The organism is Desemzia sp. AGC72 (assembly GCF_057334175.1).
Window position 1 is genome coordinate 75501 of record NZ_JBHFIG010000020.1, and the last position, 21201, is coordinate 96701.

At 36.7% G+C, this 21201-nt stretch carries 17 protein-coding genes; 14 read left to right on the forward strand and 3 right to left on the reverse strand.

What is annotated here, in order from left to right:
* Window positions 1-79 precede the first annotated feature (79 nt).
* Together ACE025_RS08785 and ACE025_RS08790 are read right to left on the reverse strand one after the other, a co-directional pair.
* A complete protein-coding gene (locus ACE025_RS08785; protein ID WP_485939312.1) occupies window positions 80-961 on the reverse strand; it encodes a hypothetical protein in 882 nt (293 codons plus the stop codon).
* A 150-nt stretch (window positions 962-1111) separates the two neighbouring features.
* Entirely contained in the window at window positions 1112-1969 is an 858-nt protein-coding gene (locus tag ACE025_RS08790) for a DegV family protein (protein ID WP_485939313.1), read from the reverse strand.
* 260 nt (window positions 1970-2229) lie between these two features.
* Between ACE025_RS08790 and ACE025_RS08795 the strand changes: the two genes are divergently transcribed.
* A complete protein-coding gene (locus ACE025_RS08795; RefSeq protein WP_485939314.1) occupies window positions 2230-2868 on the forward strand; it encodes a YigZ family protein in 639 nt (212 codons plus the stop codon).
* A gap of 143 nt (window positions 2869-3011) precedes the next feature.
* Window positions 3012-4073, forward strand: coding sequence for an LCP family protein (locus tag ACE025_RS08800; protein WP_485939315.1), 1062 nt, complete (start codon window positions 3012-3014; stop codon window positions 4071-4073).
* Between the two features lie 98 nt (window positions 4074-4171).
* On the opposite strand, the gene ACE025_RS08805 is transcribed toward ACE025_RS08800, so the two are convergent.
* Window positions 4172-5260, reverse strand: coding sequence for a glycosyltransferase family 4 protein (locus ACE025_RS08805; RefSeq protein ID WP_485939316.1), 1089 nt, complete (start codon window positions 5258-5260; stop codon window positions 4172-4174).
* Window positions 5261-5679: 419 nt separating this feature from the next.
* On the opposite strand from ACE025_RS08805, the gene ACE025_RS08810 reads away from it, so the two are divergent.
* From ACE025_RS08810 to pnpS, 12 genes are all read left to right on the forward strand, one after another.
* Entirely contained in the window at window positions 5680-6612 is a 933-nt protein-coding gene (locus ACE025_RS08810; RefSeq protein WP_485939317.1) for an LCP family glycopolymer transferase, read from the forward strand.
* Between the two features lie 114 nt (window positions 6613-6726).
* Window positions 6727-8073: an ATP-dependent helicase ComFA gene (locus ACE025_RS08815; protein ID WP_485939318.1), complete on the forward strand. Its 1347-nt coding sequence runs from the start codon at window positions 6727-6729 to the stop codon at window positions 8071-8073.
* Window positions 8074-8330: 257 nt separating this feature from the next.
* Window positions 8331-8768, forward strand: coding sequence for a ComF family protein (locus ACE025_RS08820; RefSeq protein WP_485939319.1), 438 nt, complete (start codon window positions 8331-8333; stop codon window positions 8766-8768).
* Between the two features lie 273 nt (window positions 8769-9041).
* On the forward strand, window positions 9042-9599 hold the full coding sequence (gene hpf / locus ACE025_RS08825) for a ribosome hibernation-promoting factor, HPF/YfiA family (RefSeq protein WP_485939320.1): 558 nt from the start codon (window positions 9042-9044) through the stop codon (window positions 9597-9599).
* A gap of 337 nt (window positions 9600-9936) precedes the next feature.
* On the forward strand, window positions 9937-12474 hold the full coding sequence (gene secA, locus ACE025_RS08830; protein WP_485939321.1) for a preprotein translocase subunit SecA: 2538 nt from the start codon (window positions 9937-9939) through the stop codon (window positions 12472-12474).
* Window positions 12475-12586: 112 nt separating this feature from the next.
* A protein-coding gene (prfB, locus tag ACE025_RS08835) for a peptide chain release factor 2 (RefSeq protein ID WP_485939322.1) occupies window positions 12587-13694 on the forward strand; the annotation gives its coding sequence in 2 pieces (ribosomal slippage) (window positions 12587-12658 and window positions 12660-13694; 1107 coding nt in all).
* A 435-nt stretch (window positions 13695-14129) separates the two neighbouring features.
* The gene (gene ftsE / locus ACE025_RS08840) at window positions 14130-14816 is read left to right on the forward strand and encodes a cell division ATP-binding protein FtsE (protein ID WP_485939323.1); all 687 of its coding nucleotides are present in this window, start codon (window positions 14130-14132) and stop codon (window positions 14814-14816) included.
* Entirely contained in the window at window positions 14806-15693 is an 888-nt protein-coding gene (gene ftsX / locus ACE025_RS08845) for a permease-like cell division protein FtsX (RefSeq protein ID WP_427355123.1), read from the forward strand. Before ftsE ends, ftsX begins: the two co-directional genes overlap by 11 nt.
* A gap of 71 nt (window positions 15694-15764) precedes the next feature.
* Entirely contained in the window at window positions 15765-16961 is a 1197-nt protein-coding gene (locus tag ACE025_RS08850) for a C40 family peptidase (RefSeq protein ID WP_485939324.1), read from the forward strand.
* A gap of 275 nt (window positions 16962-17236) precedes the next feature.
* Window positions 17237-18412: a PDZ domain-containing protein gene (locus ACE025_RS08855; RefSeq protein ID WP_485939325.1), complete on the forward strand. Its 1176-nt coding sequence runs from the start codon at window positions 17237-17239 to the stop codon at window positions 18410-18412.
* Between the two features lie 65 nt (window positions 18413-18477).
* Complete coding sequence (locus tag ACE025_RS08860; protein WP_485939326.1) at window positions 18478-19203, forward strand: response regulator; 726 nt, start codon at window positions 18478-18480, stop codon at window positions 19201-19203.
* A 155-nt stretch (window positions 19204-19358) separates the two neighbouring features.
* Window positions 19359-20975, forward strand: a complete 1617-nt coding sequence (pnpS, locus tag ACE025_RS08865; protein ID WP_485939327.1) for a two-component system histidine kinase PnpS — start codon at window positions 19359-19361, stop codon at window positions 20973-20975.
* Window positions 20976-21201: the final 226 nt, after the last annotated feature.

A 21201-nucleotide genomic window follows, 5' to 3' on the forward strand; every position in this document is an offset into this window, starting at 1 on the left:
ACAAACAAAAACCTCTGATGAAAGTATTCCCATCAGAGGTTTTTTGCGTATTTTAAACAGTTCAAAAGGAGCTACAGGGCTAATATAGTGCTTCTGATTCTTCAATTTGTTGATGGATCGACTGTTTTCTGGTTTCTAATTTAGTTTGGAGTTCCTCTACATTGAAACCAAGCTGTTCCAACATTTCAATGTTGCGTCCGATTTTTGATTTCGTATCCCAATCGGAAAACAGATTGTCAAAGAAAATATCAAATGTTTTACTCATACCGCTGAATTTCTCGTAACTTAAAAAACCATCCAAAGATATATCTTTCAATTCTTTTGTGTAATTTTCTAAATGTTGTTCTAATTGGTTCATTTTTGCTTCTGCTTTATCGATCTTGTCGTATTTCATCATATCAAGAAAAATACTGCCATTTGTAAACATATCCCAAGTGGAATAAGAATCTGCAGAATCTAAATCATCTAAAGCAAAATCAATTCCTGCCAAAACTTTTTCGCCTGCAGCCAGAGCTTCGTCAATTTCAATCAACACTTGATTTAGTTCAGCTCGTTTCAATTCTTCGGTTTGACTTTTCTCGCGGAAATCAGTATTTTGCTGATACAATTGTTCTTTGGTTTGTTGGATGCGCACAGTGGTTTCTTGAATAGCGGTCTGGATCGAATCCAATTTTTCTCTTGCTTCGAGAAATAAAGCTAAAGATAGATCCAGTTCTCGTTTTGCGCTCAATTGTTCTTGCTGCTCTTTATCTAGCTGCTGGTCGTAGTTTCCAATCAACCGTTTCAAAAAGGCTGATAAAGATTCTTTTTGCAGTTTTTCGACATCAGCCTTTTCTTTTTCAAACCATACTTGAGCTGCTTCATACCGTTTTTCGTTCTCATTTAACCTTTCTAAAGCTGTCTTTTCTTTATGTAATAAAGACTTCATTTTTACTTGTAACGTTTCATATTCTTCCAACATGTAGATCTCTCCTAATAACTTTATTTGATTGAATCCGCTTTATCATTATTATGACGGAAAAACACAAATTTTCAACAACAAAAAAAGTCTAGAGAAAATCTAGACTTCTGTACGTTATAAATAAGTGCTGAAAATAAAATAAATTGAATATTAGGATAGTTTTGTAAAGTCTTCTACCCAAGTCATGCCTAAAGCACCTTCACCTAAATGTGTTCCAATAACTGGACCAAAATAACTGAGGTTAAAAGTAACTTCAGGGTATAAAGCTTCTAAATTTTCTTTCCAAATAAGTGCTTTGTCTTCAGCATTGGCATGTATAATGGTTGAAACGATCGGATAACCTTTTTTGATGTCTTCGCTCAACAAATCTTCAATACGTTTTAGAGCTTTTTTATGGGTACGGATTTTTTCGAACACGACAATCTGTTTTTCGTCAAAATGCAAGATAGGTTTAATTTTTAACAAAGTTCCTATTGAAGCTGCTCCATTAGAAAGTCGTCCGCCTCGAACTAAATTTTTTAAGTCGTCTACGACAAAGTAAGCTTTAAGACTTTGCTGCATGCGATCAAAATGTTCAAATATCTCTTGTACAGACGCGCCTTGCTGGACTAAACGAGCAGCCTCTAAGGCAAAATAACCTTGAGCAGAACAGCTTAATCCTGAGTCATAAGGATAGACTGCGATATCTTCTGTATGTTGTCCTACGCTGTCAACACTTTGGTAAGTTCCGCTGATTTTACTGGACAAATGGATGCTGATGATCGCATCGTAGTCATTTGATAATTCAGTAAAGAGAGCCTCAATGTCTCCTAAAGTAGGTTGCGAACTAGTCGGCAACTTTTCGCTTTGACGCATAAGATCAAAGTACGTTTCGTTTGTTACATCAATTTCTTCTTTTAAAGCTTCTCCGTTTACGATAACAGAAAGCGGCAGTTGATAGATCTGGTTATCATGATACTGTTCTGTTGTTAAATAAGCAGTACTATCGGTTACAACAGCTATTTTCACTAGTTTACCTCCTGAGCTGATTTTCTCTTTTATATAAGGAATATCACTACACATTAGTAAATTATACCATATAAAAACGAATGGAATGGTTTATTTTGAGATGTTCACATTGTGTTAAATAAATCTAGTTTCTTAAACAGGGTAAACTAATTCGTGCCACTAGATTGAAATCTGTCTGATTTCTCTTGTTTCACTAAATAAAGACTTGTACACTGTAAAGTAGAATAGAAGCCAGAACTTCATAGAGAAAGGGGATAAATATGCTGAAAAAATATCGCACGATTGAAAAAGATGGTCTCTATGAATTGGAAATCAAAAAATCTCGTTTTATTTGCCATGCAAAGAGAGTGAGCAATGAAGAAGAAGCTTTAGAATTTATCGCAACAATCAAGAAAGAACATAATAAAGCCAACCACAATTGTTCTGCTTACACGATCGGAGACCACGACGAAATCCAACGAGCTCATGATGATGGCGAACCTAGCGGAACTGCAGGCGTTCCTATGTTGGAAGTATTGAAGAAAAGAGAATTGAAAAATGTGGCAGTTGTAGTAACACGGTATTTTGGCGGTGTAAAGCTGGGTGCAGGTGGACTGATACGTGCTTATGGGAATGCTGTCAGTAAAACATTAGAAAAAATCGGATTGGTTGAAGGAACTCTTCAAATCGAGATCCAAGCTACGATAGAATATCCCTTATTAGGAAAAGTCGAAAATCAACTCAGAGGATCAAGCTATACTATAAAAGAAATTTTATATACAGATAAAGTGACAGTTATTTGCTTAGTCAACGAGGAAGAAAAAGAGAGATTTTACGCTGATATGGTTGAATGGGTCAGCGATCAAGTCACCTTCCAAGAAGGATCAACAAGTTATTATGAATCAAAAATAAGTCTGTAATTGTTAAGAAACCGTTACAAATTCAAAACAGTAGTATTAGAATGATATAAGTTGTGATAAAATGACCAAGTCTTTATATAACATTAAAAATCATTTATCCCAATAAAAAAGGTTTAAGAATACATTTGAAAAGGTGATCCTAGGTGACGAAAAAACAGATACCCTCAACAACTCGCTCTGATTATAGGAGGAACGGAAAAAAGAAAAAAACAAAGAGTCAAAAAATCATACTAACGATTTTAATTCCTCTTATGGCTGTATTGTTGTTTATAGCTGTATTTGCAGCAAAATTATTTGCAGAAGCCCAAAGTGCAGTTGAAGATTCGTATCATTCTATTGAGCGTGAAAGTGAAGTCAACGTGAATCCAATAGAAGAAACTGTATCTGTCCTGATCATGGGTGTGGATGATACTGAGAGTCGGAATTTAGGAAGTGCCAGAACAGATGCGCTGATCTACTTAACGATTGATCCCATTGAACATGAAATAAATATGGTCAGCATTCCTCGTGATACATACACAGAAATCATGTATGATGGACAAGTTCAGAAAAGAAATAAAATTAATTCAGCTTATGCGGTAGGGCAAGAAAAAGCCGTTATTGAAACAGTTGAGGACTTACTGGATGTTCCAGTACACTATTATGCTACATTCAACTTTGATTCTTTTTTAGAGATCATTGATGCTTTAGGTGGTATCGAAATGGATGTGCCGGTTACTATTACAGAGCAAAATTCTGATGGTAAAATGGGTCAGATCCATTTAGAAGAAGGACACCAAACGTTGAATGGAGAACAAGCTCTTGCTTTAGCCCGTACGAGAAAAATAGACAATGATGTGAAGCGTGGAGAACGACAACAATTGATCATTCAAGCAATCGTTAAGAAAGCTTTAAGTATTGGATCGATACCGAAATTATCGAATGCTATTGAAGCTGTTGGAAGCAATATGCGGACAGACTTGAGATTTAATGAAATGTTGAATATTGCTCAGTCTGGATTGGAAGGAACCTATACATTCCAATCGCATATCTTTGAATGGACTGATTTTGATCTTTACGGAGCCAGCATGGTGGAATTATATCCAGACAGTGTTGATTATATCAGTCATAAACTGCGTGTAGCGTTAGAGTTGGAAGCGGAAGATGAACGAGATCAAGAAGGATATGAATTCACTTCAAATCGGATTCCTGAATATGCTTATTAACATTCTTTGTGGATAACTTAACAGAATAAAAGCGCGTCACAAAGTTATCACTTTGAGACGCGCTTTTTAGTTGGTCTAAATAGATTGTAAAAGATTATTTAATCTTTACGATTCCATGAACGTGCAAATCTTCTAATTTGTTTTAACAAAGGTTGATTAGATTTTCCAGTCAGCCCAATGAGTTCCACAAAAAGTTCTAATCCGAACCCTAAACCTATAGTAAGGAAAACAGATCCCCATAAAGTTGATACAGGGTAAAGTAAGGCAATCAAAGAAAAAATGGCTGCCAAACAGTAAATAGCAAAAACGGTTTGTTTATGGGTAAACCCTAAAGACATCAACCGATGGTGAATATGAAGCTTATCTGCTGTAGCTATAGACTGTTTATTCAGTACTCTTCGAATTATCGCGTAAATCGTATCTGTAATTGGAATGCCCAGCACCACAATAGGTATAATTAAAGTAATCAAGGTAGCATTTTTTAATCCTTGCAAGGACATTACAGAAATAATAAAACCTAAGAAGAGTGCTCCAGTATCTCCTAAAAATATATGTGCCGGATTAAAATTATAGGGTAAAAATCCTGCTATACTAGCCACAAAAACAAATATCATAATCGGAACAGCCATATTGCTTACGGTTAAGAAGAAATAACCGATGATCCCCATAGTTGTCAATGCAATCATAGAAACTCCACTGGCTAGTCCATCTAGTCCATCAATCAAGTTCACTGCATTAGTAATGGCCAGTATCCAAAACAACGTTACGGGAAAACTGAAAGATCCAAAGTGCAGTTCACCAAAAATCGGCAGGGTCATCATATTTAGTTGGATATTGCCCATAAAATAAACGACGCTTGCAGCAGCTGTAATCCCCAATATTTTTAATTTAGGACTCAACCCTTTTAAATCATCTATGATCCCAGTGATTAAAATAATACAAGAGCCTATGAAAATCGGCCAAATTTCGTGATTTGGGATTGGGACAAGAAAAAATATAGTGAAGAAAAAAGAAACAAAAATAGCGATACCACCCATAGTAGGTACAGCTCTAGTGTTTACCCGTCGTTCATTTGGAAGGTCAACCGCACCAATAGCGAGAGACATTTTCTTTACTAAAGGCGTTGTCAGTACGGAAATCAATGCAGCTGCAATACAGGCTAAAATAACGTGAAACATATTATACATGTGAACGTGATCCTTCCTTATTGTTATCTTTATCTCATAATCGGAATTTTATTCAATAAGTTTACTAGAAGAACTTCTATCCAGCAAATTGACAAGAGACAAGTGTGTTTATATATTTGGTTAGTAGATCGTGAGTGGAAGAATAACTTCTCGCAAACGTGAAACTTTGCTGTACTCATTATACAAATTTAATACAGCAAAGACAAACACAATATTGAACAGTGTTTTGAAAGAGAGTTTTAAGAAATACTTTATTGTGTTTAGTCAATGAATCCGATAAACTTGATGAAAGTCGTTATTTTCAGAAAAGTAAAAAAACTGATTTTTTTTACCCAATCCAGCACTATTAAGGGGAGATCCATATGCGTTCTATAGAGAGGAAAAATAAACACAAGAAAAGAAAACGAGTCTTCCTGATAATGGCGGTTTTAGGGGTGCTTCTCATTGCAAGTTACTTTATCTATGCTTTTTTATCTGCCAACTCTTTCTTTAATGCCATTCAAGGAGATCCGATTTCTTCGCAAGATGAAGAAAAAGTTGTTATTGAGAACAAAGAACCATTCTCTATCTTACTGTTAGGTGTAGACGAACGACCAGGGGATATCGGCAGAGCAGATACAATCATAGTTGCGACTGTTAATCCGAACACTGAAGATGTAAAATTATTGTCTATCCCTCGAGATACTTTGATTGAATTGCCTAAATCGGGAGAGGCAGACAAAATCAATGCCACTTATGCTTATGGTGGAATCTCCTATACGATTGAAACAGTTGAAAACTATTTAGATATTCCGATCCAGTATTACGCACAAATCAATTTCCAAGGGCTGGTGGATCTAATCGATGTGATAGGTGGTATCGAAGTCGACTCTCCATTAGATTTTACAGTCCAAGATAGTGATGAAACTCAAGACGCTATTCACATTACTAAAGGGTTGCAGCATTTGAATGGAGAAGAAGCTCTAGGGTACGCCCGTATGCGTAAACAAGATCCGCGTGGAGATTGGGGACGGCAAGAACGGCAACGGCAAGTTATTCAAGCTATCGTGGATGAAACGATTTCTATTTCGAGTCTAACGAATTTTAATCGCATCTTCAATGCTATAGCACCTAATTTAAAAACTAATCTATCTGGTCGGGAAATATGGATTTTAGGCACGAATTATACTTCTGCAGCTCAAAATATTGAATCTCTTACTTTAGATGGGGAAGAAGAGTACATTTATTTCCCTAGTTATGGACAAGAAGTGTATGTATGGAGACCATACGAAGAAACTTTAGCAGAATTGCAAGAAATTTTAAAAACACATTTGGAATTAGATTCGCAGTCTTTAGAACCAGCAGTAGAGTAAGTAAAAAATCATACAAAAAACGAGGCAGAACTTTCCTGAATCGTTTTTTGTATGATTTTTGCTTTTCTCAAACTATTTTCATTGCATTGCGTATAGTACTTTTGAGGTGAAGTTATGAAGTTGGAAATGATGGGAAGAGAGCTGTTGTTACAAGAAATGAGTGACATAGCAGAGATGGATGAGAAAGTTGAAGCAAGACAAGGATTTACACAAACAAATCAAAAGACCTGCTGCAATCGATGCGGTTCTTTCATGCCAGAGGATAGAGCATGGGCTCCATGCTCTTGTGGAAATAGTTGCTTTTACTGTCTTGGCTGCTTACAAATGGGGAAAGTGAAAAAGTGCAGTACACTTTATTACAAGAAGGAAGAAAATCTATTTGAAGACATAAACGAACCGATATTGACATGGGAAGGCACCTTGTCTTCTCAGCAGCAACAGGCTTCGACCGATATTCTTTTGACGATAAACCAAGGAGGAGAGCGACTCGTATGGGCAGTAGCTGGAGCAGGGAAAACGGAGATGTTGTTTCAAGGGATAGCACAGGCGTTGAAAGATAAGAAAAGAGTTTGTATAGCTTCTCCAAGAGTAGATGTTTGTTTAGAATTAGCACCGCGGCTCCAACAAGCTTTTTTGCAGGCAGAGCTGATCGTTTTACATGGAAATATGGAAGAAACATACCGCTATACCCAACTTTTGATTGCTACCACACATCAACTCATGCGCTTTCGAGAAGCTTTTGATGTGTTGATCATTGATGAAATTGATGCTTTTCCTTTTCATTTGGATGATACGCTTCAGTTTGCATCACAAAAAGCACGAAAGAAAAACGGTGCATTGATCTATTTATCTGCTACCCCAAGTGCAGCTATGCGAAAGCAGGTTCAGATGCAAAAACTGGAGGCATCTGTTTTACCTGCACGCTATCATGGTTATCCACTGCCTGTCCCTAGATTTATGTGGACAGGAGATTGGAAGAAAAAGATCCAGAACCAAAAAATGCAAGGTCGTTTTTTTAAAACTATCCGAGAAATGTTGATTGCCAAAAGGAGATTTCTTGTTTTTGTACCTAATATTGAATTGATGCATGAATTGGCTGTGTGTTTAAATAATGTATACCCTTCAGCGGTGTTCACAAGTGTATATGCTGAAGATCCTGAAAGAAAAGAGAAAGTTTTAGGAATGAGACAAGAAAATTTTGATTTTCTTTTGACCACGACTATTTTAGAAAGAGGGGTAACCTTTAGAGATATCGATGTTTTAGTATTGGGGGCGGAAGACAAAAATTTTACAGAAGCGGCATTGGTTCAAATATCTGGACGAGCTGGCAGACACAAAGATTACCCTGCGGGAAAAGTGCTCTTTTTTCATTATGGACAGTCGCGAGAAATGAAACAAGCAAGACAGCAGATCGTACAGATGAACCGATTAGCTAATAAGAGGGGATTGATCCATCAATGAATAGTTGTTTGTGGTGTGGTGTCGAAGAAATGCCGGTGATTTGTTTAGCAGATCTGGTCAAATTATCTAAAATAACCTCAAAACCGCTTTGCCGTAAATGCTCCCTTCTTATTAAAACACTAGACAACCAATCTACATGTAAAGGCTGTGGAAGAGTTTGGGAAAAGGTTGAACTTTGTCCCGACTGTATTCGATGGAAAATACTTTATCCACAATATGATTTTCAGAATGACGCTATTTATGAATACAATTCTTTTATGAAAGAATGGATAGAAGCTTATAAATTCAAGGGTGATTACCGAATGGGAAAAATTGTTGCTGGACCGCTGAAGAAAAAAATCAGCCGAAAATTGAAGGATTCATGGATAGTAGTTCCCGTCCCTATCAGTAGGAAAAGTATGCAAAATAGAGGCTTCAATCAAGTTACTGGGCTATTGTCTTTTGCGGAGGTACAGTATGAAGAAGTTCTTCAACATATTGGGACCGGGGAAAAACAGTCAAGTAAGAATCGTCGAGAACGAATGATCAGTCCACAACCTTTTGAAATGGGCATGGAAAAGTTCGGAATTGTTGTGGATAAAAAAATTCTTTTAATAGATGATGTGTATACTACGGGCAGAACTCTTTTTCATGCAGCAGATTGTTTATTGTCAAACGGAGCTAATAAAGTCAATACGCTAACAGTTGCTCGTTGACTTGTCTCTCATAAGAGGATGTATTTTCAAGGATGAAGTAAGAGAATTGATTGAAAAATTTGATTATTAAAACGCTATCTTTTATAATGATATTAAGCAATACATCATATGAGTGGTCCATATGATGTTGCGGTATCTGATGATTAGAGGTGTTAATCAACCAGTAGTAACAGAACTACCTATCAGAGAACGAAAGTGTTCGTAAAAAAGGTTCTGCTATTTTAAAAAACCTATTAACTACCAAATGGTGTCAGATGAAAGGGGAGACTGTTTATGATTAGATATAATGTCCGTGGAGAAAACATTGAGGTGACTGCTGCAATACGCAGTTATGTAGAGAAAAAAGTAAGCAAGATTGAAAAATACTTTAGTGATGTACCAGAAGCTACAGCTCATGTAAATTTAAAAACTTATTCTGATAAAACAGCAAAAGTGGAAGTGACTATCCCTGTACCGTACATTGTGTTACGCGCAGAAGAAACTTCTCCAGATTTATATGGAAGTATCGATTTAGTTGTGGATAAACTAGAAAGACAAATGCGTAAGTACAAAACGAAAACAAACCGCAAAGGACGTGGACAACATAATCAACCGATCGATCCGCTTGCAGGTACTGATTTTGAACAAGCAGCTGATGAAGAAGCCGATGATGAAATGTCCATTGTACGTACAAAACGCTTATCTTTAAAACCAATGAATAGTGAAGAAGCTGTACTACAAATGAACATGTTAGGGCATGACTTCTTTATTTTTGAAGATGCTGACACAAACGGGACAAGTATTGTTTACCGTAGAAATGACGGTCAATACGGATTGATTGAAACAGAGTAACTCAACTCTTTAATGTCATAAAATAGATAGAGAACCTGTGCAAAGAGAAATTCTTTGCACAGGTTCTCTATTGTTTCCTCTAGACAAAATCATGTTTTTAATTTGACTAAAGTGTCGCATATATACTTCTAAGTATTTCAAAAAGGGATTTTTTGTGTAGACTTTAAAGCTCCCTGTTGCCTTTTGGCGAAAAAAGGTTTAATTTCTTTCTATATATATGATAGAATTAGAAAGAATGTAGACTGAACAATAGGTGAAGTGTAACAAAAACACAGATGTCAGATAATATAGGCAAATAAATAGTGGATAGAATGACCATATAGGGGAGAAGTATTGAATGGCAAATTTATTACGCAAGATCTTTGATACAGATAAAAAAGAATTGAAAGAATTAAATAAAATTGCACAAGAAATCGAACAGTACGGCGATCGGATGTCAGCTTTGACGGATGAACAATTACAAGCGAAAACTCCAGAGTTTCAAGAACGCTACAAAAACGGCGAAACGTTAGACGATTTATTGCCTGAAGCTTTTGCGGTTGTTCGTGAAGCAGCAAAACGTGTACTAGGGCTATATCCATTCCATGTTCAATTAATGGGAGGGATCACTTTACATCGTGGAAATATCGCTGAGATGAAAACCGGTGAAGGTAAAACATTGACAGCTACCATGCCTGTTTATTTGAACGCATTGAGCGGCGAAGGTGTTCACGTTGTTACTGTCAACGAATACTTGGCTAGTCGTGATGCTGTGGAGATGGGTGAATTATATGAATGGTTAGGTTTGACCGTTGGATTGAACACCAATGACAAATCATCAGCTGAAAAACGCGAAGCTTATAATTCAGATATTATGTACAGCACGAATAATGAACTTGGATTTGACTATTTACGCGACAATATGGTCGTATATAGAGAGCAAATGGTACAACGTCCTTTGAACTTTGCAGTTGTCGATGAGGTCGATTCTATTTTGATCGATGAGGCAAGAACGCCGTTGATTATTTCAGGGCAAACACAAAAATCAAACACATTGTATACTCGTACCGACTTCTTTGTGAAAGGTTTGAAAGAAGACGAAGATTATACGATTGATGTTTCATCAAAAACGATCGCATTAACAGAAGAAGGAATGGAAAAAGCAGAAAAAACATTCCGAGTAGAAAACTTATACGATGTTGAAAACCAAGAATTGACACATCATTTAGACCAAGCTTTGCGTGCGAATTACATTATGCACCATGATATCGATTATGTTGTTCAAGAAGGCAAAGTTAAAATCGTTGACCAATTTACGGGACGCATTATGGAAGGTAGACGTTATTCAGATGGGCTTCACCAAGCGATTGAGGCTAAAGAAGGCGTTGAGATCCAAAAAGAGTCTAAAACAATGGCAAATATTACGTTCCAAAACTACTTCCGTATGTATAAGAAGTTATCTGGTATGACAGGTACAGCAAAAACTGAAGAAGAAGAATTCCGTGAAATCTACAATATGAGTGTAGTGGCTATTCCAACCAATAAACCATTGGGACGAGATGATCGTCCAGATTTGCTTTACCCTTCATTAGAAAGCAAATTCAACAGTGTTGTAGAGGAAATCAAAGAGCGTCATGCTAAAGGACAACCAATCTTGGTGGGTACAGTGGCAGTTGAGACTTCTGAGTTGCTGTCAAAATTATTAAAACAAGAAAAAATCCCTCACCAAGTATTGAATGCAAAAAATCATTTTAAAGAAGCTGAGATCATTACAAACGCTGGTCAAAAAGGTGCAGTTACCATTGCAACCAACATGGCCGGTCGTGGAACGGATATCAAATTAGGCGCTGGTGTACGCGAATTAGGTGGTTTATGCGTTATTGGTACGGAGCGTCATGAATCTCGCCGTATTGATAATCAATTACGTGGACGTGCAGGTCGTCAAGGAGACCCTGGTGTCAGCCAATTTTATTTATCTCTTGAAGATGATTTGATGAGACGATTTGGTTCTGAAAGAATCCAAGCCGTTTTACAACAATTGAAGCTAGATGAAGAATCGACTGTTATTCAAAGCAAAATGATCTCTCGTCAAGTGGAATCGGCACAAAAACGTGTCGAAGGAAATAACTACGATACACGTAAAAATGTCTTGAAATATGACGATGTAATGCGTGAACAGCGTGAAGTTATCTATAAACAACGACTAGAAGTTATGATGGAAACTGAGTCTTTGAAAAATGTTACAGTTCCGATGATCAAACGCACCATTAATCGTATCGTTCAAGCTAATACTCAAGGCGAACAAAAAGAGTGGGACTTGCAAAATATCGTAGATTTTGCCGGATCAGCTTTAGTTCATCAAGATACCGTTACTGTGGCCGACTTGGAAGGCAAAACAGCGAACGAGATCGAAGATTATCTGCTTGAGTTGGCTAAGAGTGTATATGCTGAAAAAGAAACTCAATTAAATGGGACAGAACAAGTTCTTGAATTTGAAAAAGTGATTGTCTTACGTGTGGTGGATACTAAATGGACAGATCACATCGATACGATGGACCAATTGCGCCAAGGAATCGGATTACGTGCGTATGGTCAATCAAATCCTTTAGTAGAGTATCAAGCAGAAGCCTTTACTTTATTTGAAGAAATGATTGCTTCTATTGATTATGATGTCACTCGTTTCTTGATGAAATCTCAAATTCGTCAAAACCTTAAACGTGAACAAGTATCAGCAGGCGCTGCTGCTCACGCTGAAAATGGAAAAAAAGCGGCTGAACAATCAAAACAGGCAATCAAACAAGCCGTTCGTGTTGATGGAAGCAAAGTTGGACGCAATGATTTGTGTCCATGCGGAAGCGGAAAAAAATATAAAAACTGTCACGGAAAAGAAGATTAATAAAACCAGTCATCAAAAGGAAAATGATTCACTGGGTTAAATAGTTAGACTTGAGGGGTTAGACAAAGAGATTTGGCTAAGCCCTCAAGTCCATTTTTTAGGAGGAGAAACAATGGAACAAAGTGAAGTAAGAAATTTTTTAGAAGCCGTCGAAAAGAAATTAGTCAACTTTAGGGGGTCTCTTTGACTTAGAAGGCATGGAGAGAGACATTGCTGAATACAATGAGATCATGTCTGAACCAGCTTTTTGGGAAAATACTGAAAAGGCACAAGAAACGATAAATAATGCGAACACGATCAAAGAGAAGTATAATCAGTTCAAAGCATTAGAGGCCAAAAAAGAAGATTTGGAGCTCATGTTGGAAATGCTGAGCGAGGAAAACGATGAAGCGCTGGAAAAAGAACTGAGCGATACAGCTATCCAATATGAGAAAGAAATCGATGAGTTTGAACTTCAAATGTTGTTAAGCGATCCTTATGATAAAAATAATGCACTTCTAGAAATCCATCCTGGAGCTGGAGGAACTGAGTCACAAGATTGGGGAAGTATGCTGTATCGCATGTATACACGTTGGTCTGAAAAAAGAGGGTTCAAAGTTGAAATTGTTGATTATCAAGATGGAGATGAAGCTGGAATCAAAAGTGTGACTCTTTTAATCAAAGGACATAACGCTTACGGCTATTTGAAAGCAGAAAAAGGCGTACATCGATTAGTCCGTATTTCTCCTTTTGATTCAGCAGGGAGAAGACATACTTCATTTGCATCTGTTGATGTAGTACCGGAAATCAATGAAGACATTGACATTGAAATCAATTCTGATGACTTGAAAGTTGATACTTATCGTGCGAGCGGTGCCGGTGGTCAACACATCAACAAAACAGATTCTGCAGTACGTATCACTCACATCCCTACAGGTGTAGTTACAGCTAGTCAAGCGCAACGCTCACAATTAAAAAATAGAGAACAAGCCATGAGCATGTTGAAAGCGAAACTCTACCAAATGCAAGTAGAAGAAAAAGAAAAAGAAATGGCTGCGATTCGTGGAGAGCAAAAAGAAATTGGATGGGGTTCACAGATCCGCTCATATGTTTTCCATCCGTATTCAATGGTCAAAGATCATCGTACCAACTATGAAACCGGAAATGTAAATGGAGTAATGGATGGAGATTTAGATCCGTTCATTCATGCCTATTTAAGCAATAGTCTAAAAAGTGTTTAATCAAAAACAATGAATTATATTTTTTTAGTTTTGATTCGGAGACTGATTTGTAGCCTTTAAAAACTGTGTATATAAAAGTGTCGAACTTCTGCCATATTTAACAATAGACAGAAGTTCTTTTTTTGTCATGTTTGTAATATTTAAAGCGATAAGTAAAGTAATAAAGAAGCGCAAACTGACGATAAAGACAGCTGAAACAAGGTGAATTGCTATTAAAACAACAAATAGCGACCTCTGTTTTAGAAGTGTAGTGAAAGATTAGAATGTCTAAGCAGCGTAATATCGTGAAATATATTGAAATGTTTTTGTAAAGAGATTAAAACAGACATTAATGTCGTGAGTGATATAATGGGTTTTGTGCAAAGGGAAGTCTTTGCCTTTTTTATTCTGTTAATACCAGATAAAAAAATCTAAATTTAGATAGGTGATAAAACAATGATAGAGATGCTCAACGTTTCGAAAAAGTATCCTAATGGGATTACTGCCGTGAACGATTTAACTATTCGTATTGAGCAAGGTGAATTTGTTTATGTAGTCGGGCCAAGTGGTGCTGGAAAATCAACCTTTATTAAGATGATGTATAGAGAAGAATTACCTACAAAAGGAACAATCAAAGTAGGAGACTTCGATTTAGTGAAAATGAAAAATAAAGACATCCCTTATTTAAGAAGACATGTAGGAGTAGTTTTCCAAGATTTTAAATTATTGCCAAAGCTTACTGTATATGAAAATATTGCTTACGCGATGGAAGTAGTTGAAAAGAATCCGAAAATGATCAAAAAACGTGTCTTGGAAGTTCTTGATTTAGTCAATTTAAAACACAAAGTTAAAATGTTTCCAAATGAATTATCCGGTGGTGAACAGCAACGTATCGCTATTGCAAGAGCTATTGCAAATATGCCGCGTGTGTTGATCTGTGATGAGCCGACTGGTAACTTAGACCCTGATACGTCATGGGAAATCATGAATATTCTGGAAGAAATTTCTAATCGAGGAACGACTATTATCATGGCAACACACAATAGCCAAATTGTTAACAAAGTAAGACACAGAGTTCTTGCTATCGACAATGGCCGTATTGTCCGAGATCAACAGGAAGGAGAATATGGTTATGAAGCTTAGAACCATGGGAAGACACTTTAAAGAGGCTTTCAAAAGCTTAGTCCGAAACGGATGGATGTCAGTAGCAGCAGTCAGTGCTGTAGCAGTAACATTGCTTTTGGTAGGAAGTTTCGTTGCTTTATTGATGAACGTGAACAAATTAGCATCTGACGTTGAAAATGATGTAAGTGTTCGTGTTTACATCGATTTAGCCGCAAATGAAGAACAACAAAAACAGTTAGGTGAAGAGCTGGAAAAACTAGAAGCCGTTGAAACGGTCGAATATTCCAGCCGTGAAGATGAATTGCAACAAGTTGTAGGAACTTATGGAGCAGAATTTGATTTGTTTGAAGGCGACGATAATCCTTTACATGATGTATACATCGTCAACACAACTACTCCTCAACAAACAAGTGCTGTTGCTAAGCAAGCAGAAGAACTAGAATTTGTCTCTCAAGCCAACTATGGTGGAGCAGAAGCAGATAAATTGTTTAAAACAATGGAAAATGTACGTAACGTCGGTGGGATAGTGATTGTAGCATTATTGTTAACTGCTGTATTCTTGATATCAAACACGATTCGAATCACGATTTTCTCTAGACGTACTGAGATCGAGATCATGAAATTGGTAGGAGCAACCAATTGGTTCATTCGTTGGCCGTTTGTCATAGAAGGAGCATTAATTGGTCTAGTTGGAGCAATCATACCAACGGCTATCATCAGCGGAGTGTATATTTACGGTTATGAAGTAATATCAAATTACTTTGTGGGAACGTACTTCTCATTATTACCTGTAAATCCATTCTTATTCCAATTAGGTGCTGTCTTATTAGCAGTCGGATTTGTTATTGGATCAATCGGTTCTATCTTATCCATCAGAAAATTTTTACGCGTATAAAAAACATATCAGCAAGCCAAATGTAATGAACAATAGTCAAAAACTTATCGTAGACATTAGGGGGAAACATCGTGAACAAGAAATTAGTCCAATTTGCATTATTAGCTATGTTAGGAGTTTCAACTGCAATTTCACCAATTACAGCTTATGCATCAGTTGATTCAGATATTGAAAGCACAACGAACAAATTAACAGAATTGCAAAAAGAAGAGCAATCTGCTCAAGCTTCTTTGGTGGAAATCGCTGAAACTATTAAAAACAATGAAGTTAAAGCAGAGTCTTTAGTATCAGAAATGACGGCAACGCAAAACCAATTGGAAGAACTGAAAACTAAAATTGCTGATTTAACAGATGCAATTGAAGATCGCGAAGAAAAGTTGGCTATGCAAGCTCGTTCAGTTCAAACAAATGGGAATACTGGAAACTTTGTAGCATTCTTACTGGAAGCTGATAATGTTGCGGACGCATTGGCACGTATGGATGTCGTAGGCAACTTAGTGAAAGCAAATAAAGATTTAGTATCTGCTCAAAATAAAGATAAAGAAGCAGTAGCAAAAGCAGAAAAAACGACTGAAGAAAAACTTCAAGAACAAAATCTGTTAGCTGCCGAATTAGAAGCTGCTAAAGCTGATTTAGAAGCTAAAAAGATTGAAAAAGAAGTAGTCGTGGCAACAATTGCAGCTGAAAAAACAGATGTACAAGAGCAAAAAGAGTATTACTTGTCATTAAAAGAAGCTGCTGAAAAAGAAGTAGCTACATTAACTTCTCTTGATGCAGAAATTGCTTCTGTTGTAGAAAACGCTGGAGAAGAAACTGTTGTTGCATCAACAGAAAAAGTTTCTTCTGAGTCTTCTGCTAAACCAAAAGCTGAACAACCGACAAAAGTAACAACTGCTCCAGCAGGCGGAGTATGGGCAACCGTTCAAAATGCTGCTTATGCTGTATCAGGAACACCTTACTTGTATGGCGGTAACACAACTTCTGGTTTTGACTGTTCAGGTTTTACAACTTATGTGTTCAATAAAGCTGGTATTTCTCTTCCTCGTACAGCGAGCGGACAATACGGAGCTTCTACAAAAGTTTCTCAGTCTCAAGCACAACCTGGAGATTTAGTATTCTTTAGTCAATCAGGCGGTATTGATCACGTTGGTATTTATTTAGGAAACAATAAATTTATTGGTTCACAAAGTTCAACTGGAGTAGCAGTTGCTGAAATTAGTCAATCATACTGGGGCAAATACCTAGTAGGATTCGGACGCGTAAACTAATTATCGTTCTTAAAAGAAACACCCCCTAATTTGTTAACGATGATAGGTAAAAGACTTCACTCTTTCTAATTAAGAAAGAGTGAAGTCTTTTTTTTAATAAATAGTAAAATATATTTACACTGCCTTATGGTATAGTAGAAACAAGTAAACTAATAAAATATTTTCTTTATAATTGACTGTAAATTTTTTGTAAATTGTATTGTCTTTGTAAAAATTAAGATTATCTTATATTTGTTTGATAGAATAGAAATTAGAGCTGGGGGAGAAGTAGAAATATGATCATGAATTTACTTAGTGCACTGTTATTATTTTTTATTCAACCAACTTTTTTGGTGGGGATTCTAGTGGCCATACTTTTATCTGTACGTAGAAAGAAACAAGAAAGAAAACTTTTTCGTGTGGCTATCAATAAAGATAGTCATGAAATAAAAGATTATTTCGTAAAAGGACTTATACCTGGTTTAATCGCATCTATCTTAGTTATAGCAGCAGGAATCCCGATCACGATTGAAGCAATAATCATTTATCAACTACTCGCGTTACTAGCAGTAATCATTGGAGGTCACTTTGTACACCCATTATTTATTATGCCTTTGACTGCTTTTCTCGTATGGGGATCAAATAAAATTGAATTAGTAGATCAATTGCCGAATCCTGCTAAAGACTGGTATGAAGGTTTTTCTCAGACAGAGTGGATCAATGTCTCATTAGTCCAGAATCTATTAATCATTACTGTGGTTCTGTTGTTTTTAACAGCTGCTCGTTTTTTGAAGCAAAAAGAAAAAAATTATTCACCTAAGATCGTTGAAACCAAAAGAGGGAAAAAAATAGCAGCTTATCGCTTAACTCCTTTTTGGGTTATTCCGTTAATATTGGTTATTCCAGGCGAAGCTTTTTCAAATTTATTTGATTGGTGGCCTGTCTTCTCAATTGGTGATTCAAATTATTCTTTCTTCGTTTTACCAGTGTTAAGTGGGTTCAAATATACCGTACGGTCTTATGTACCAAGAGAAGCTACAGCTGAGTTAGCTAAAGATTTATTCGTCGTGGCAGCACTAACTACCCTATGCCTTGTAGGCTCTTATTGGGCACCTGTGTTGACTTACATTGCGACAGCTCTCGTATTTCTAGGCGGAATCACTGTGTTGATGCGCCATGCTTTCAGAGAAAAAAAGGGGCATCAATTGTATGCGCCGGCTAATGGAGGGTTAAAAGTAATTGGAATAAGACCAGGTACTCCTGCTGAAAAAATGAACTTGCAAATTGGAGAGACTGTTGTCATGTGTAATGAAACAACTGTAGAAACGGAAGAAGACTTCCATGAGGCTCTATCTAAAAACAGTGTTTATTGTCGTTTAAAAGTGAAAGATATTAAGGGTGAACCTCGTTTGACAGAGACAGCATTATACGCTGATGATCCTCATGGGTTAGGTATTGTATTTTTACCTTGATAAAATAACAAACATCTAAAAGAAAAAAATCAGCAAAAAAAGAAAAAGATTAACGGAGGCATAAAATGAAAAAAGTACTCATTGTAGATGATGAACCTTCAATTATCACTTTGCTAGCTTTTAATTTGGAAAAAGAAGGTTATTCAGTAAAGACCGCTTTAGATGGATTAGAAGGATATGAACTAGCAGCAACCAAGCAATACGACTTTATTATTTTAGATTTGATGCTTCCTTCTATGGATGGAATGGATATTTGTAAAAAGCTGCGCCAAGAAAAAGTAAATACTCCTATCTTAATGTTGACAGCTAAAGACGATGAGTTGGAAAAAATTATTGGGCTTGAATTAGGGGCTGATGATTATATGACAAAGCCTTTCAGTCCTCGCGAAGTATTAGCACGAATGAAAGCCATCATGCGCCGAATCGGCGAACCAGCGGATACGGCGGAAAGCGACAATGCAAATGAAACTGCTGATGAAGAAAAAAAAGTACAAGTTGGAGAAATTGTCATTTACCCTCATCAATATGAAGTTTTAGTTCGCGGTAATTCGATTGAACTGACTCCTAAAGAGTTCGAGCTGCTGTTGTATATGACGAAGAGATTAAACCGTATATTGAGCAGAGAGCAATTGCTGAATGCGATATGGAATTTTGATTATGCAGGGGAAACACGGATAGTGGACGTCCATATCAGTCATTTAAGAGAAAAAATTGAAGTAGACACGAAAAATCCTGAATATATTCGAACCGTAAGAGGTTTTGGATATAAATTTGAGGCACCAAAAGTATGAAGCAGCTCCATTTAAGAATTCTCAGTACTTTTGTCATTATCTTTGTTTTATTTAGTTTGATATTCGGGTTCTTTTTGAATAATTTATTAAGCGAACATTCAAGAGATAGACAAAGCGATACGCTAATTGAACAAGCACGTTTAATGGGTTTCTTTTTGTCAGAAAATATAGAAAACAATTTAGATGATTCGGCAATTGTTGAGCAGATAAATGACTTATCCATTCAATTAGACGAACGTATAACAATCATTGGATTAGATGGAGAGGTTACATTTGATTCTGAGACCAACGCTGAAGAGCTGGAAAATCATGCTTACAGAGAAGAAGTAAAGGCCGTTTTAAACGGAGAAGCTTATGGTATAGGATCGCGAGTAAGCAACAGTACAGGGATAGAACAATATTACGTAGCCATACCGTTACGTGATCCAGCTGGAGAAATGAGCGGTGTTTTACGCCTATCTCAGCCCGTCGATACGATCACGCAGTTATACAAGGAAATTAATCAGTCCCTTATCATTTTCATTTTAGTTGCTGTTCTGGTAGCTTCTTTTATTACCTATTTAACCACTAAGCGTATTGTCCGACCGATAGAAGAAGTAATGGATGTCACGAAAGAACTATCTGAAAAACATTATAACGCTCGCTATTCTGGACAAGGATTTGGCGAAATTTCTAAGTTAGGTTCTACGGTCAATGAACTGGCTGAAAGTTTAGAAAATCAAATGCTGCAAATCAAACAAAATGATGAACGGCTGTATGAGCTTATCAACCACTTAGTCATTGGTGTTATGCTGCTGGACAATCAACGCAATATCCAAATGGTCAATCCTGCTATGAGTCGGATTTTAGGAGAAGACACGTCTCAATTATTAGGAAGTTCATATGTAGAAGCTATTAAGAGTTATGGGTTGAGTCACATCATTGAACGAGCTTACAGAAGAAAAAAATCTCAGAATAATGAAATTTATTTCTATTATCCAGAAGATAGAATCGTTGATGCCAATATCGTTCCTATCAACGGGAAAAATCCTGGAGAACTAAACGTCATCGTCCTGCTTTACGACATTACTGAAATCAGAAGGCTGGAAAAAGTCAGAACTGATTTTGTCGCAAATGCTTCTCATGAATTGAGAACTCCTGTCACAGCTCTGAAAGGTTTTGCAGAAACCTTATTGGATGGAGCCAAAGAAGATAAAGAAATACTCGAACAATTTTTAGAAATCATGTTAAAAGAAAGCATTCGATTAGATTCTATTGTCAATGACATTTTGGAGTTGTCTCGTGTAGAGCAGAAACAAGTTCCGTTGAAGTCTGAAGACGTTAGAGTGAAAGATGCTGTAGAAGCAACCTTCAAATTAGTAAGGCAAAAAGCTGAAAGCAAACACATGGAACTCATCATCGTAGAAGAAGATGAGCTGACGATTCAAACAGATCTTAACCGATTAAAACAGGTTTTAGCTAATTTGATCAATAATGCGATTGTATATACGCAAGAAAAAGGGCGAGTTACAGTCAAGATTTATAGAGAGAACGAGTTTGCAGTTATTGAAGTAAAAGATAACGGTATTGGTATTCCAGAGGATGAACAAGACCGGATCTTTGAGCGTTTCTATCGAGTGGATAAAGCAAGAAGCCGCAATTCAGGAGGAACAGGGTTAGGATTGTCTATTGTAAAGTATTTAGTCGAAAATTTACATGGGACTATTTCAGTATCCAGCAAATTAGGATTGGGAACCACCTTTACTGTGAAATTGCCCTCACACTTAATTTAAAATAGGGCAACTGAATCAAATACATCTTTTCTACCGTAGAAAGTTATTTTCTATAGTAGAAGAGATGTTTTTTTTGTTTGGGACACTGCTCATTTACGTTAAATTAATAAACTTTACACAACTAAGGCGAAAGATTACATAAATTCGATTAAAAATTAATATTCAGAGTTTAACATAGGGTTTGTGGACGAGCGGATAAGGTCCAAAAAACAAACAAAAAGGATGG

Coding starts and splice junctions, on each gene's coding strand:
- ACE025_RS08810 (WP_485939317.1), top strand. CDS start 5,680: ATGGCGGTTTTAGGGGTGCTTCTCATTGCAAGTTACTTTATCTATGCT.
- ACE025_RS08805 (WP_485939316.1), bottom strand. CDS start 5,260: ATGTATAATATGTTTCACGTTATTTTAGCCTGTATTGCAGCTGCATTG.
- ACE025_RS08795 (WP_485939314.1), top strand. CDS start 2,230: ATGCTGAAAAAATATCGCACGATTGAAAAAGATGGTCTCTATGAATTG.
- ACE025_RS08785 (WP_485939312.1), bottom strand. CDS start 961: ATGTTGGAAGAATATGAAACGTTACAAGTAAAAATGAAGTCTTTATTA.
- ACE025_RS08855 (WP_485939325.1), top strand. CDS start 17,237: ATGATCATGAATTTACTTAGTGCACTGTTATTATTTTTTATTCAACCA.
- secA (WP_485939321.1), top strand. CDS start 9,937: ATGGCAAATTTATTACGCAAGATCTTTGATACAGATAAAAAAGAATTG.
- ACE025_RS08860 (WP_485939326.1), top strand. CDS start 18,478: ATGAAAAAAGTACTCATTGTAGATGATGAACCTTCAATTATCACTTTG.
- ACE025_RS08820 (WP_485939319.1), top strand. CDS start 8,331: ATGAAAGAATGGATAGAAGCTTATAAATTCAAGGGTGATTACCGAATG.
- ACE025_RS08815 (WP_485939318.1), top strand. CDS start 6,727: ATGAAGTTGGAAATGATGGGAAGAGAGCTGTTGTTACAAGAAATGAGT.
- ftsE (WP_485939323.1), top strand. CDS start 14,130: ATGATAGAGATGCTCAACGTTTCGAAAAAGTATCCTAATGGGATTACT.
- ftsX (WP_427355123.1), top strand. CDS start 14,806: ATGAAGCTTAGAACCATGGGAAGACACTTTAAAGAGGCTTTCAAAAGC.
- hpf (WP_485939320.1), top strand. CDS start 9,042: ATGATTAGATATAATGTCCGTGGAGAAAACATTGAGGTGACTGCTGCA.